Annotated in this window: 12 protein-coding genes and 1 riboswitch; of the genes, 8 read left to right on the forward strand and 4 right to left on the reverse strand. The window is 51.6% G+C overall.

Features of this window, described 5'->3' with window-relative positions; genetic code table 11:
• Window positions 1-831: 831 nt before the first annotated feature.
• A complete protein-coding gene (locus tag HMPREF1246_RS02350; protein WP_021736569.1) occupies window positions 832-1,587 on the reverse strand; it encodes a heparan-alpha-glucosaminide N-acetyltransferase domain-containing protein in 756 nt (251 codons plus the stop codon).
• 11 nt (window positions 1,588-1,598) lie between these two features.
• A complete protein-coding gene (locus HMPREF1246_RS02355) occupies window positions 1,599-3,131 on the reverse strand; it encodes a sodium:alanine symporter family protein (protein WP_016460004.1) in 1,533 nt (510 codons plus the stop codon).
• 178 nt (window positions 3,132-3,309) lie between these two features.
• On the opposite strand from HMPREF1246_RS02355, the gene HMPREF1246_RS02360 reads away from it, so the two are divergent.
• A complete protein-coding gene (locus tag HMPREF1246_RS02360; protein WP_009014922.1) occupies window positions 3,310-4,848 on the forward strand; it encodes a Na+/H+ antiporter NhaC family protein in 1,539 nt (512 codons plus the stop codon).
• Between the two features lie 39 nt (window positions 4,849-4,887).
• Here HMPREF1246_RS02360 and arsB read toward each other — a convergent pair whose 3' ends face one another.
• On the reverse strand, window positions 4,888-5,922 hold the full coding sequence (gene arsB, locus HMPREF1246_RS02365; RefSeq protein WP_035224198.1) for an ACR3 family arsenite efflux transporter: 1,035 nt from the start codon (window positions 5,920-5,922) through the stop codon (window positions 4,888-4,890).
• Between the two features lie 19 nt (window positions 5,923-5,941).
• Window positions 5,942-6,274 (reverse strand): helix-turn-helix transcriptional regulator, encoded by a 333-nt coding sequence (locus HMPREF1246_RS02370; RefSeq protein WP_009014924.1) that lies wholly within the window; start codon window positions 6,272-6,274, stop codon window positions 5,942-5,944.
• A 155-nt stretch (window positions 6,275-6,429) separates the two neighbouring features.
• Here HMPREF1246_RS02370 and HMPREF1246_RS02375 point away from each other — a divergent pair, with 155 nt between their 5' ends.
• The 7 genes from HMPREF1246_RS02375 to HMPREF1246_RS02405 all read left to right on the forward strand — a co-directional run bounded on the left by HMPREF1246_RS02375 (window position 6,430) and on the right by HMPREF1246_RS02405 (window position 12,913).
• Window positions 6,430-7,350: an AAA family ATPase gene (locus HMPREF1246_RS02375; RefSeq protein WP_009014925.1), complete on the forward strand. Its 921-nt coding sequence runs from the start codon at window positions 6,430-6,432 to the stop codon at window positions 7,348-7,350.
• Between the two features lie 11 nt (window positions 7,351-7,361).
• Window positions 7,362-9,092 carry a hypothetical protein gene (locus HMPREF1246_RS02380; RefSeq protein ID WP_021736528.1) on the forward strand — a complete coding sequence of 577 codons (1,731 nt, stop codon included), beginning with the start codon at window positions 7,362-7,364 and terminating at the stop codon, window positions 9,090-9,092.
• Between the two features lie 52 nt (window positions 9,093-9,144).
• A riboswitch (TPP riboswitch) is annotated at window positions 9,145-9,243 on the forward strand.
• Between the two features lie 144 nt (window positions 9,244-9,387).
• Window positions 9,388-9,588: a sulfur carrier protein ThiS gene (gene thiS, locus HMPREF1246_RS02385; RefSeq protein ID WP_009014927.1), complete on the forward strand. Its 201-nt coding sequence runs from the start codon at window positions 9,388-9,390 to the stop codon at window positions 9,586-9,588.
• Window positions 9,572-10,258, forward strand: a complete 687-nt coding sequence (gene thiF / locus HMPREF1246_RS02390) for a sulfur carrier protein ThiS adenylyltransferase ThiF (RefSeq protein ID WP_035224165.1) — start codon at window positions 9,572-9,574, stop codon at window positions 10,256-10,258. Before thiS ends, thiF begins: the two co-directional genes overlap by 17 nt.
• Before the next feature lie 37 nt (window positions 10,259-10,295).
• Window positions 10,296-11,075, forward strand: a complete 780-nt coding sequence (locus tag HMPREF1246_RS02395; RefSeq protein ID WP_009014929.1) for a thiazole synthase — start codon at window positions 10,296-10,298, stop codon at window positions 11,073-11,075.
• Between the two features lie 6 nt (window positions 11,076-11,081).
• Window positions 11,082-12,299 (forward strand): 2-iminoacetate synthase ThiH, encoded by a 1,218-nt coding sequence (thiH, locus tag HMPREF1246_RS02400; RefSeq protein WP_009014930.1) that lies wholly within the window; start codon window positions 11,082-11,084, stop codon window positions 12,297-12,299.
• Complete coding sequence (locus tag HMPREF1246_RS02405; protein ID WP_021736608.1) at window positions 12,296-12,913, forward strand: thiamine phosphate synthase; 618 nt, start codon at window positions 12,296-12,298, stop codon at window positions 12,911-12,913. Before thiH ends, HMPREF1246_RS02405 begins: the two co-directional genes overlap by 4 nt.
• The last annotated feature ends 98 nt before the right edge of the window (window positions 12,914-13,011 follow it).

Here is a 13,011-nt window from a genome sequence, read left to right on the forward strand (position 1 = left end):
GGCTAATGCGGAAAGCATATAGATACGGGGCCTTCTTTGGCTGAGGCGAGCCAACTTCAACATTCATCATGCCCTTGGCTAAGACGCTGCCAGTGGCAGCCTGACTGAGGCCGCCTGCGGCGGCTGGCTCATAAGGCCGACCCCAAACCACCTTCTTTATTTTTACTTGAAGCAAAAAATCGCTCCGATTCGATGTAATTACGTGCCCCATTACAGAAAACAGAGCTATTTGATGGTAATGGGGCATGCCCCGTCGTAACAAGTTACGTAACACAAATTCAGCTTAAATTCGCCCGAAAAAATGCAGTCGTCGGTCGAACCGCTCCTAGGATTTTTTTCTGATTGCAACGGAAAACGATTTCGTCTACGGTCCATATCGGTCCATCTGCGTTGTTAAACGCGGAACAAGTGACTGCTAAATTTGTAATGGACGTCTGCCATATTTACTCAAATACAGATCCGGAACTTTGGAAGCCGCCCGGTCCTATAAAAGGCGGCTGCAGAAGTAAAGGAACCGTTTTCGTGTAAGAAGGTGTCGCTTACAAAATTCATTAGCACTACTATTTTGTGGAAATTTCAGCAAGTTTATTATGATCAGAATTTCCCGGGTTTGGAGGTGGATGAGGAACGACAGTGACGTCCCTATACGAACGGTAGTGAGGCATATTCGCCCGGAGTTTCAAAGGACGCTTTTGAAACGAAGCGGAAGTCCGAGAAACATGTTTGGGGGTGAATGTAATTCGGCCCCCACCCTTCGAAGAAGGGACGGTTTGGGGCCAGCCTTAGCATCACAGCATCAAAACAAAAACTCGGAGTCATTTATACTCCGAGTTAAATCTTTATCATTCCCATCCCCCACATCACCCCCATGATCACGGGCTGATGCAGCAGGTAGATCCATAGGGACTTTCTGCCTAATGTGCGCAGAAAAGGGACGTCTTTTTTTAGGAGGTCAGGTACAGAGCCTTTTTTGAGCCACAGGGCACCCAGAGCCGCAGCAAACCCAAAAAGGCCCCACCATGGAATCAAAGGAAAATAATCCGCTGAATAAAAGTCCCTTGGTGGGAACCCCCAAAAAGCACTGAAAAGACCGAAATGGGTGAGCATCTCCGGTAAGGCCGGCCCCACCATCCGTTCAAAGCCCCAAAAGCCCTGCGGTGCGTTGCGCAAAAAGAAAAAAAGGGTGCCGCAGAAAAGGGCTGCTCCTTTTGGCTTTTTCTCCATGACAGGCCAGAAGCAAATCGTCAGCAAGGACACTGCACCAAGAAAAAAAATGACGCCAAAATAAATAGGTTCCTGGGGCATGGCCTGCCGCGTCACAAAGGTGATGGCCGTCCCCCACCCCACAAGGACGAGTCGGCTTTTCGCTGCCCTTTTCCGTCCTTTCTTTTTAACTTCAAGGGCAAGGGACATCCCGCTCACAGCAATGAAGGTCCAACAGATGCTCTGCTGCCAAAGATACCCCGCCATTCCATCATACCAAGGAAGGCTGCGGCCACTCAAGTAGACGATATCCCACAGGAGATGGTAGAGCGTCATGGAACAGAGGGAAAACCCGCGCAGGGCGTCAAGGAAGGGATAACGCATGAACACCTGCCTTACCCTTTATGGGAATCGCGGGGCCAGCATGGCGTATGGATACCCATGATACTGCCGTCAAAAGGCTCCGTACTGCCGCTTACAAAGTGTTCCTTGCTCTTTAGGACGTAGGCAAAACCTCGATAAAGAAGTGGCACGTTGACGTAGCAAAGGATGATATTGGCAAGGTCCGAAAACGCCCAGAGATTTCCCAGATCATAGCCCGCAATATTGACCAGAACACCGAAAAGGGCAACACCTAGGGCAAGGACGCGCACCGTTATGAAAAGGCTCTGACTTTTTCCCATACGGGCAGCGGCAATTTCCGAAAAGGAAATCATGCCCACAAGGCAGGTATAGGCAAACAGACAGAAGCAAAGCGTCAGGGCAAAATTGACCGCGGCGTGGAAGGACGCTGTCGGGACCAGTTCCGAAACAGAAAGAAGGTATTTCGGGAGCTTTCCGGCATCCTGCCAAAGAGCAGGATCCTTGTCCCAAGCGTGGGCCATAATAACGATAAACCCCGTCATGGTGCAGATGATATGCGTATCAAGAAAGACGCCGAGGGCAGAAAGCAGTCCTTGTTCACAGGGATGATTGTCGTCTGCTGCGGCGGCACTCATGGTGATGGTCCCCTGGCCGGCTTCGTTTGACATGAGGCCGCGTTTGACGCCTTGAACGAGAACGGTACCGAAGGTTCCGCCAAAAATTGCCGCCGGCGTAAAGGCGCCTTCTAATACAGAACGAAAGAAATAGGGTACGCTGTCAAGGTTTACGGCAATGAGAATCAGTGTCGTTCCCACATAGATTACGGCCATGACAGGAACCATACGATCCGTTACTTTCGTGACTTTCCGGATGCCGCCAAAAGTCAGGATGGCCGTAAGCCCAATGACAATGGCTGCCGCCGCATAATAGAAGGTCGATTGCGTATCGATGGAGCTTTCTGTCACGATTTCGGCCATGGTGCCAAGGGAAGAGACAACATTATACCCTTGGGCGGGCAGGCAGCCCAAGGCGTAGAAAATATAAAGGCCTGAAAGGAAGATTCCTATCGCAGAGCTTCCATTAAGGAGGGCACTGCCGTAAAAAGGAAGACCACCGACAAATTCCCGTCCTTTCTGTTCCTTGAAAAGCTGAGCCAGTGTTCCTTCAACAAAAGCCGTAGCCATGCCAAAAAAGCCGGATACCCACATCCAAAAGATGGCCCCCGGCCCCCCAACAGAAATAGCCCCCGTCACGCCAAGGATGTTACCCGGACCAACGCGCATGGCAGAGCTCAGCATAAAGGCAGCAACAGGAGAAATACCCATATCGGCTTTATTATGCGCCATGAGGCGAATGGCGCGCGGCAGGCCTTTTACTTGGATAAAGCCAAGACGCAGGGTAAAGTAGATTCCGCTTCCCATCAGCAGCACGATAGCAAGGGAAAAAGAGCCCAAGATAGGCAAGGACTTATAGGCATGGAACATAGTCGGCACGTCCCAGAAAAAGTCACTGAGGGGGCCGACAAACTTAAGGACCGAATTGATCCACTGAAAAAGGTTCTCCATCTGCATCGCTCCCTTTTCTGCAACAAAATTGATAGAATTATTTTCAGATAGTTCCATTTTACAGCAAAATGGAGAATTTTTATAGATTTTTGATGTCGAATCCGTGAAATATGGTAAAATAGTAAGGCTTTGTAACAAGCAAATCAATTCACGTAAACAAAAAGGAGACAAAGATTTTATGGAACCCATTGACGTTGGCATATATTCCCTGCTCCCACCCCTCATTGCCATCACCCTTGCCCTCATCACAAAAGAAGTCATTTCTTCCCTCATGCTGGGGATCCTTTCCGGCGGCGTAATCTATTGTGCCTTTACGGGCGCCGGCTTCATGGATATGGTGGCCTTTCCCTTTGAGGTCATGGCAAAGACTGTCGGCACACCGGATAAATTTAACATCATCCTCTTTTTAGCCCTTCTGGGTGCCCTCGTCTGTGTCGTTACCAAAGCGGGCGGCTCCCAAGCGTATGGAGCCTGGGCCACGCAAAAAATCCGCAGCAAACGGTCCGCAGAACTTGCCACCAGTTTTCTCGGTGTGCTCATCTTCATCGATGACTATTTCAACTGCCTCACAGTCGGAACGGTTATGAAGCCAGTTACGGACAAGTACCATATTTCCCGTGCAAAATTAGCCTACATCATTGATACGACGGCCGCTCCGGTCTGCATCATCGCACCGGTTTCGAGCTGGGCTGCCGCCGTAGGCTCCACCCTTTTTGAAACAGGCTCTTTTACCAATGAACTGTCCGCATTCTTTGCCACTATTCCTTTCAATATGTACGCCATCCTGTCCATCCTCATGGTCCTCACCCTTTCCTTTACGGATCTTGAATTTGGTCCCATGGCGGACGCGGAATGGAAGGCAGAGACCCAAGGAGACCTGGGCGCTATTGACCAAAAGGTCAGCCCCACTGACAAAGGGAACCTTCCTAAAGGAACAGTCTGGGACCTCATTATCCCCATTGGAGGCCTCATCATCTTTACCATTCTTGCCATGATCTACAACGGCGGCTACTGGACCAAACCTATGACCATCCAAGAAGCCATCGGCAACTGCAACTCTTCAGCGGCCCTTGTTCTTGGCGGTTTTATGGCCCTTATCCTTGCCTTTATCATGTTTGTTCCTAGAAAGCTCCTGTCTTTCAAGGATTTCATGAGCAACATTGCAACCGGCATCAACACCATGGTACCCGCCTACATCATCCTGACCCTCGCTTGGACCATTGGAACGCTCTGTCAAAGCTATCTTGGCACAGGAAAATTCATCGGCATGCTCGTTGAGCAAAGCCATCTGCCTGTGGAACTGATTCCAGCCATCGTCTTTCTCGTATCCGCAGGATTGTCCTTTTCCATCGGAACGGCATGGGGTACTTTTGGGATCTTTATTCCCATTGTCGTCTTCATCTGCCAGGCTGCTCCCAGTGAGATCATGACCGTGACCTTGGCGGCCACCCTTGCGGGTTCCGTCTTCGGCGATCACTGCTCCCCGATTTCCGATACGACAATCCTGTCATCGTCCGGTGCAGGCTGCAACCACATGCAGCATGTCGCGACCCAGATTCCTTATGCAACGGTCGTTGCCATTTCCTGCTTCATCAGCTACATTGTTGCCGGCGTAACAGGCGGCAGCGCACCCCTGACACTTCTTACCGGTGTCGGCATGCTCTACCTCCTGCTTTTTGTGCTCCATCGACGGGCAAAAAAACGGCACGCAAAATAAAAATGACCTGCTGTCCATATTGAGGCAGCAGGTTTTTTGTTACCATCTAAGCCGATTGGCAACGTTTACTAAAAAAAGCATGACCGGCACTTCCGTAAGGACCCCCACCGTCGTTGCAAGAGCCGCCGGGCTTGAAGTCCCGAAAAGGGCAATGGCAACAGCAACAGCCAGTTCGAAGAAATTTGACGCCCCAATCATGCCCGCCGGTGCAGCAATGGCAAAAGGCAGGTGCAGGAGCCGACAGGTGCCAAAACTGACAGTAAAGATGAAGAGGGTCTGCAGCACCAAGGGAAGCGCAATCAGGACGATATGGAACGGATTACGAAGGATAAGTTCCGCCTGAGAGGCAAAAATGATGACGAGCGTCAAGAGGAGCCCCACCATGGTCACATGGTCAAATCGCGGCAAAAAGACGGATTCAAAATAGGCTATGCCCTTTCGCCGCGTGACCATAAGGCGCGTCAGCGTGCCGACTACAAGGGGGATGAGGACAAAGAGAATGACGCTCAAAAAGAGGGTTCCGTAAGGCACCGCCACTTGGGAAACGCCCAAAAGAAAACGCACGATGGGGATAAATGCCACAAGAATAATGAGATCATTCGTAGCAACCTGCACCACTGTATAGGCGGGGTCCCCCTTTGTGAGCGTGCTCCAGACAAAAACCATGGCCGTGCAGGGCGCCGCCCCTAACAAAACGGCTCCGGCAAGATACTGACGGGCAAGGTCCGTGCTGATCAAGGAGCGGAACAGGACCATCAGGAAAAAGGAGGCCACAAGATACATGGAAAAGGGCTTCACAAGCCAGTTGACAATCCACGTGACAAAAAGACCTTTAGGATTTTTTCCTACGCTGCGGATGCTCTCAAAATCCACCTTCATCATCATAGGAAAAATCATGATCCAAATAAGGACTGTAATGGGAAGAGAAATCCCGCTCACTGTAAGACCATTCAGCAAGGTAACAAGGCCCGACATAAAATGGCCTACTGCAATGCCTGCAGCCATGCATAAAAGGACCCAAAGGGTCAAATAGCGCTGAAAAAAACTGATACCCGATGCAGGTTCAAAGTTCAAGATGGATTCCTTCTTTCTGTTAGGATTCACAGGTACATTTCCCCTTTTTCTGCAAAAAGCAAATACAGTCTTTTTTGGGTGACAGGATATGATGGAGAACCCCTTCGAACTTTTCAAGGGTGTCACCACACAGGGCATAATAGGTATTTTTCCCTGACTTCCGGCTTGTGCAGATACCGCACGCAAGAAGTACCTTCATATCGTGGGACAAGGTGGGCTGGGTAACGGAAAAATAATCAAGCAGGTCGCAGGCACAGCGCTCGCCGCAGGAAAGCATATCGACAATGGCAAGGCGTTTGGGATCGGACAGGGCTTTCAAAAAGCGGGCCAAGTCTTGGTAGCTGTCATTCATTTGCAGCCTCCTACATATAGAATTTTTTCTATATGATTCTACAACCGCTTTTCTTTCCTGTCAACAGAAAAACAGGGAGATTTTATCAGCACCATCAAGTCCCCGTGGTATAATATGAAATAGCAGTGACATTTACTTGATAAGGACTGATCACTATGTTATCACTTGATTTTTTGCGCAGTGAAGGCGTCGAGGAAAGCCTCATCAAAGACCTTGAAGCCTATCGCGGCAAGTTTCCTGTAACAGAAGCGGATAAGGACCGTGTGCCCATGCCCCATTTTCCTTTTTTTGGCAAGGAAGTCTGGGAAGACGCCCTTTCTGCCCTCTTATGTGGGCAGAATTTGCTCCTTGTAGGCCCCAAGGCAACGGGCAAAAACGTTCTTGCTGAAAATCTGGCCCAAGTATTTTCCCGCCCCATGTGGAACATTTCCTTCCATATCAACATGGACGCATCAGCCATGCTGGGCACCGATACCTTTAAAAACGGGGAAGTCCAGTTCCGTCCCGGTCCGGTCTATGAATGCGCTACGAGGGGCGGCTTCGGCGTTTTTGACGAAATCAATATGGCCCGCAACGAAGCCATGGCAGTACTTCATTCCCTCCTCGACTACCGCCGCCGCATCGACATTCCGGGCTATCGCATGATTGAAGTCGACCCGGCGTGCCGCTTCATTGCAACCATGAACTACGGATACTCAGGCACGCGGGAAATGAACGAGGCCCTCATGAGCCGTTTTACGGTCATCCAGCTGCCGCCCATCAAGGAAAAGCCGCTGGCCCGTCTCTTACGGACAGAATTCCCGACCATGAAGGATACGGCCTGCGATGCCTTTGTGCAGATTTTCCTTGATTTGGAGAAAAAATGCAGTGAAGCGGAAATTTCCGATAAGGCCCTTGACCTGCGCGGTCTCCTTGACGCCCTCCATCTCATGAAACGAGGTCTTGAAGCTCACCGGGCCCTCAAAATGGGTATCATCAACAAATCCTTTGACGAATATGAGCCAGCCCTCATCCTCGATGTAATCAACCTCCACATTCCAGGATCCTATGGCAGACGTGATATTTTCAGTGACTAAGAAGGTTCACGATGGCAAAGAAAAGATATGACTACCGGCGGAGACGGGCTCTCAACATCGTCTGGGACGTATCCGGAGACTACACTTACGATCCGGATTTTCTTTCTTTTGTCCCTGACACGCACGAACCGAACCTCTACCTCAATGCCGTCATTGGCATTATTCGAAAATATTATGACATGAAGGTCCTGCAAGCACTTTTTGACGAGATGAAGACCGCCGCCCTTGCCGATCTATTCAGTGACCTTTTGTGGCTGGGGCTAGAAGGCTGCGCCTATGTCAAGGAACTCCCCCAGCGCCCTGTCCTTGCCTATCTTCGCAGGCAGCAGGCCCAAAACTATTTTAACGGGCCCCTTTCCATCCGTCATGGCGTGGCCCAAGAAATGCAAGCGGCCCGCTGGCATGAAGTTCTTGGTGAAAAAACCGGCCTTGTGGATCCTTGGGCCAAGGGGCTTTATGAAGGGCTGCGGTTTGACCCGTCATGGACAGCAGAAGAAATTTGCGACCATTTTCGCAAGCTGACAAAAAAGTACTTTGTTTCCCGCTTCCTTGTTCGAGAAAGCTTGGAAAAGGTCATCATCTCAAGCCCTGTAGCCGCCATCTTGAACTTTCTCGTGCCGCAGTTTAAGACGCGGCATGAATCCATCCTGAACTTTCAGGTCGTGCGTCATGATGAGGAAGAAATCGTAAACGGCAAGAAGGAGCGTAATGGCCTCATGGCCCTGATTACCGGCCAAACTGCCGTAAAAAACCACGATTATATTGTCACCTGCTTTGGGGCCTCCCTTTACAGTGCCGATAAGGTCCTTGCGATTGAACGGCAATACTGCACCGGCCCCCATCGGGGCGCCCACCTGCATTTTACGCGGGGGCGCCTCGGGAGCAAAGGAGCAACGGGAGATGCTTCCCAGTGGCTTTTAAATGCCCGCAGACAGCGCGCCCGCAACATCACCTACTACAAAGAAAATAACGAAAAATATCGCAAGAGCATCACCCGTCTTACGGGGCAGCTGCGCACGGCGCTCCAGATGACGCGCATGAAGCTGCCCATTCCAGCAAAAAGCGGAGACCTTGTGCCTGGACTCATCTGGCGGGGACTCTATTTGGACGACAACAGAGTCTTTTATGGTCAGGAAGATGTCTATACCCCAAACTTTACGGTTGACATTATGCTTGACGCCTCAGCGTCGCGCGGCGAATACCAGCGGGTCATTGCAGCCCAGGCCTACGTCATTGCAGAAGCCCTGCGCGCCTGCGGCATTCCTTACCAAATTTATTCCTTCTGTACCCTCCGAGGCTACACAGTCATGACGCTCTACCAAAGCTATGAAGAAAAGAAAAAAAGCACGAGTGTTTTTAGCTATTGTGCCACGGGCTGGAACCGGGACGGTCTTGCCCTGCGCGGCGCCCGCGTCCTCATGGGGGACCTGACAGATGCCAAAAAAATCCTTGTCATGCTGACGGACGCGTCTCCGAATGATGACCATCCCCTTTATACTGGCAAAGGAACCCTTAGCCAGCACGAATACCGGGACGAGCGGGCCGTTGATGACACGGCGGCCGAAGCCGCGTCCCTGCGCCGCGACGGCGTGCGCATCGTGGGCCTCATCAACGACGAAATTGCAGGCTCCATGGAAGATGCCCAAAAAATCTTTGGTAAGGACCTGGTGCGCGTAAAGACCCTTGACAAGATGGCAGAAAGCGTGGGGAAGGCCCTGTGCCACCAGATTTCGACTTTCTAAAGGGGCGCCTGACTTGACAATGTTATGTAAAAGGACTATGCTTACAAGGCAAACAGAATATTTGGGGAGCTTTTTGCTGAGAGGAAGTTCGACTTCGACCCACAACCTGATTTGGATAATGCCAACGTAGGGATGACGCAATTGACAGGCGGGGATCGAAAAGGTCCCCGCTATTTTGTTTGAAAAAATTCATAGGCTGAGACTGAACCAAAAGGTTCACGAAGGGGGGCACCACCTCGGGTGCCAACTTTCGTGGACCTTTTTTGCCGTTTCAGCAAAAAGGAGGAAGGAAGAAATGGAAATCATGGTAAATGGCAAGGCCTGCACCCTAAAAGAAGGCGCCACTGTTACGGACGCCTTGAAGGCCCTAGGCGCCGTACCTATCTACACGGCCGTAGAAGTGGACGGCAGACTTGTGCCAAAAGAAGATTGGGACGCCATGGCGCTCAAAAAGGACATGCGACTGGAGGTGGTGAGCTTTGTTGGCGGCGGCTGAAAAAACGGCAGTTCTCACCCCTTGGAATACATCGGATCCAGTGGCAGGCGCCATTTATAGCGCCCTTTGCGAGCGCCATGGGAAAAAGGTCCAGGAAAAACTGGACGCTGGCTTTGTCACCATCTGCGGTCTCGGTGGCCTTGGCTCCAATATCGCCGTGAGTCTTGCCCGCATCGGGGTAGGCCATCTGCGCCTTGTCGATTTTGATAACGTGGACTGGACAAACCTCAACCGCCAGTCTTATTTTGTGGAGCACGTGGGCGTCAAAAAAACGGACGCCCTCAAAGGATTCCTCATGAAGATCAATCCTTTCCTTACCTATGAAACCGTCACGGCCCGCGTCACCCCGAAAAACCTTGCATCCTGCGTCGGGGACGCGACCATCATCTGTGAAGCCTTTGATAAGGCGAACCAAAAGGCCATGCTGGCCCGTGAAGTGCGCTGCCAAAAACCGGACGCTTATCTTGTAAGCGGCTCCGGCATGGCGGGCTTCGGGAAAACAGGACTCATGAAAGTGCGGGAAGTGAGCCCCCATTTTTATCTTTGCGGCGACAGTGTCTCGGCCCCTAAACCCGGTGCTGGACTCATGGCGCCCCGCGTTGCCATCTGCAGTGCCATGATGGCAAACGTCGTCACGTGGCTGCTGCTTGGAAAAAACGGCGCCTATTAAGCGCCGCACCTTTTAAAAGAATACGGAGGAATTTAGCATGAAAGAAAACGATACTTGGACCTTGGATGGACACACCTTTTCGTCCCGCTTTATTCTAGGGTCGGGGAAATTTTCCCTGCCCCTTATCGAAGCGGCCATCAAAGGGGCCGGTGCGGAAATGGTGACCCTTGCCCTGCGCCGCGTCAATACAGGCGGCAAGGCCAACATCATGGACTATATTTCCAAATCGGTGACAGTCCTTCCCAACACATCAGGTGCCCGAAACGCTGACGAAGCCGTACGCATCGCCCGTCTTTCCCGAGAAATCTGCCATACGCCCTTTATCAAGATCGAGATCATGAAGGATTCGCGTTACCTCCTTCCTGACAACGCAGAAACCATCAAGGCCACGGAGACTCTTGCAAAGGAGGGTTTTGTCGTCATGCCCTATATGTTCCCGGACCTTACAGCGGCCCGCGCCATGAAAGATGCCGGCGCAAGCTGCATCATGCCCCTTGCCGCCCCCATTGGGTCCAATAAAGGCCTTGTCAATAAGGAATGGATTAACATCCTGCTTGATGAAATTGACCTTCCCATCATCGTTGATGCAGGCATCGGAAAGCCGTCCGAAGCCTGCGCCGCCATGGAAATGGGCGTAACAGCCATCATGGCCAATACGGCCATTGCCACAAGCGGAAACCTCGTCCAAATGGCAGAAGCCTTCCGCCTTGCCATTGAAGCGGGCCGCACAGCCTATCTTGCGGGGCTTGGCCGCGTCCTTCAAAAAGGGGCCGACCCCTCGAGTCCCTTGACGGGATTTTTGCGGGACGAAGACTAGGAGGCGATGACCATGACAGAAGAAAAGATCAACCCCACCATTGTGACGGAAGAAGCCAAAAAGACCCTTGCCTCCTCTATCAAGGACCCCATGACCTACGAGCCCGGCATGGACCAGCTGCCATCCACCATGCTGGAAGATGTGGAGCGCCTCATGAAAGAATTTGAAGAGCAGACCTACTCGGCAAGTGACGTCAAAGCGGCCCTTAGAAAGGACGTCCTTTCGCCCCATGATTTCGGAGCCCTCCTCTCGCCTGCGGCAAGGCCCTACCTTGAAGCCATGGCGCAAAAGGCCAAAGCCGTTAGGGACCGCTATTTCGGCAATAGTGTTGCTCTTTTTACGCCCCTATATCTAGCAAACTACTGCGAAAATTACTGCATCTACTGCGGCTTCAACTGCCACAACAAGATTCACCGGGCCCGTCTTGACCTTGCCCAGATGGAAGAAGAAATGAAGGCCATTGCCGCCACAGGTCTTGAGGAAATCCTCATGCTCACAGGCGAAAGCAGCCACATGTCCCCCGTTTCCTATATTGGAGAAGCGTGCAAGATGGCACGCCGCTACTTCCGCGTTGTCGGTCTTGAAATCTATCCCGTGAACCAAAAAGACTACGAATACCTGCACCAATGCGGCTGCGACTTTGTGACCGTTTTCCAGGAAACCTACGACCATGACCTTTATGGCAAGCTGCACCTTGCGGGCAATAAACGGGTCTTCCCCTACCGCTTCTATACGCAGGAACGGGCCCTTTTAGGCGGCATGCGCGGCGTTGGTCTCGGCGCGCTCCTGGGTCTTTCAGACTTTCGCCGCGACGCCTTTGCTACAGGCCTTCATGGCTACCTCCTGCAGCGCAAGTATCCCCATGCGGAAATCGCCTTTTCCTGCCCTCGCCTGCGCCCCATCAAGGGCAATACGACCATTTACCCCATGGGCGTCGGCGAAGCGGAACTCCTCCAGATTTGCTGTGCCTACCGTCTCTTGATGCCGAGTTCGGCCCTCACGGTCTCAACGCGTGAAGTGCCCCGCGTCAGGGATCACCTCATGCAGATTGCGGCCACAAAGATTTCCGCCGGCGTGAGCACGGGCATTGGTGCCCACAGCCACCAAAAAGAAGAAGGGGACGACCAGTTTGAGATTGCCGACCACCGCTCCGTAGACGCCGTCTTTAACGACCTTGTATCAGAAGGGATGCAGCCCGTCATGGCGGACGCGATTTTCCTATGAACACGTCCTTTCCCTACGTCCTTGTGACGGACCGCATGATTTATCCCGAGCCCTTGATTCCTTATCTAAAAAAACGCATCCCTGACCTTTCACCATTCCCGTCGGCCCTCATCCTTCGCGAAAAAGATCTATCAAAAGAGGCGTACGAGGACCTATTTAAGGAAACGGCTCATCTCTGCAAAGCCTGGAAGCTTCCGCTCCTTGCGCATAATCATCCGGATCTGGCCCTTGATGATGCAATTGCTGGAGTTCATATGCCCTTACGCAGTTGGACTGCATGGTCAAAGATGCATCCTCAAGAAGCAGGATGCCTATTGGAAAAGGGCAAAACGAAGCTGCCCTATCCCCACGGCGTGGGAATTTCCATACACTTTCTAAGTGAAGTTGAAACAGCCCTTCAATCAGGAGCCTCCTACTTGATTGTAAGCCCCCTCTTTCCGACCTCCTGCAAACCCAACAATCTTCCCCTCGGATTAACGCCTCTCCCCAACTTCATACACTCTTCCCCCCTGCCTATCTATGTCTTAGGAGGCCTTTCCTGGCCCGATCCAAGGGCATCCCTTCTGGAGGCTCTTGGCGTCCGTGGAGCCGTGATTCGAAGTGCCATTGTTTAACAGGAATCCGTCCCAATGTTTCATTTTAATCCTCATTTTATGGTAAATACTCATTATTTTATTTACATTCAATAATAATTATCTTTTAAATTATTTTT

The sequence above is a fragment of the Acidaminococcus sp. BV3L6 genome (assembly GCF_000468835.1).
Classification (GTDB): domain Bacteria; phylum Bacillota; class Negativicutes; order Acidaminococcales; family Acidaminococcaceae; genus Acidaminococcus; species Acidaminococcus intestini.

Bases quoted from the DNA above. Each gene is read 5' to 3' on its own strand.
- HMPREF1246_RS02350 (WP_021736569.1), bottom strand. From the start codon at position 1,587: ATGCGTTATCCCTTCCTTGACGCCCTGCGCGGGTTTTCCCTCTGTTCC.
- HMPREF1246_RS02355 (WP_016460004.1), bottom strand. From the start codon at position 3,131: ATGGAGAACCTTTTTCAGTGGATCAATTCGGTCCTTAAGTTTGTCGGC.
- HMPREF1246_RS02360 (WP_009014922.1), top strand. From the start codon at position 3,310: ATGGAACCCATTGACGTTGGCATATATTCCCTGCTCCCACCCCTCATT.
- HMPREF1246_RS02370 (WP_009014924.1), bottom strand. From the start codon at position 6,274: ATGAATGACAGCTACCAAGACTTGGCCCGCTTTTTGAAAGCCCTGTCC.
- HMPREF1246_RS02375 (WP_009014925.1), top strand. From the start codon at position 6,430: ATGTTATCACTTGATTTTTTGCGCAGTGAAGGCGTCGAGGAAAGCCTC.
- HMPREF1246_RS02380 (WP_021736528.1), top strand. From the start codon at position 7,362: ATGGCAAAGAAAAGATATGACTACCGGCGGAGACGGGCTCTCAACATC.
- thiS (WP_009014927.1), top strand. From the start codon at position 9,388: ATGGAAATCATGGTAAATGGCAAGGCCTGCACCCTAAAAGAAGGCGCC.
- HMPREF1246_RS02395 (WP_009014929.1), top strand. From the start codon at position 10,296: ATGAAAGAAAACGATACTTGGACCTTGGATGGACACACCTTTTCGTCC.
- thiH (WP_009014930.1), top strand. From the start codon at position 11,082: ATGACCATGACAGAAGAAAAGATCAACCCCACCATTGTGACGGAAGAA.
- HMPREF1246_RS02405 (WP_021736608.1), top strand. From the start codon at position 12,296: ATGAACACGTCCTTTCCCTACGTCCTTGTGACGGACCGCATGATTTAT.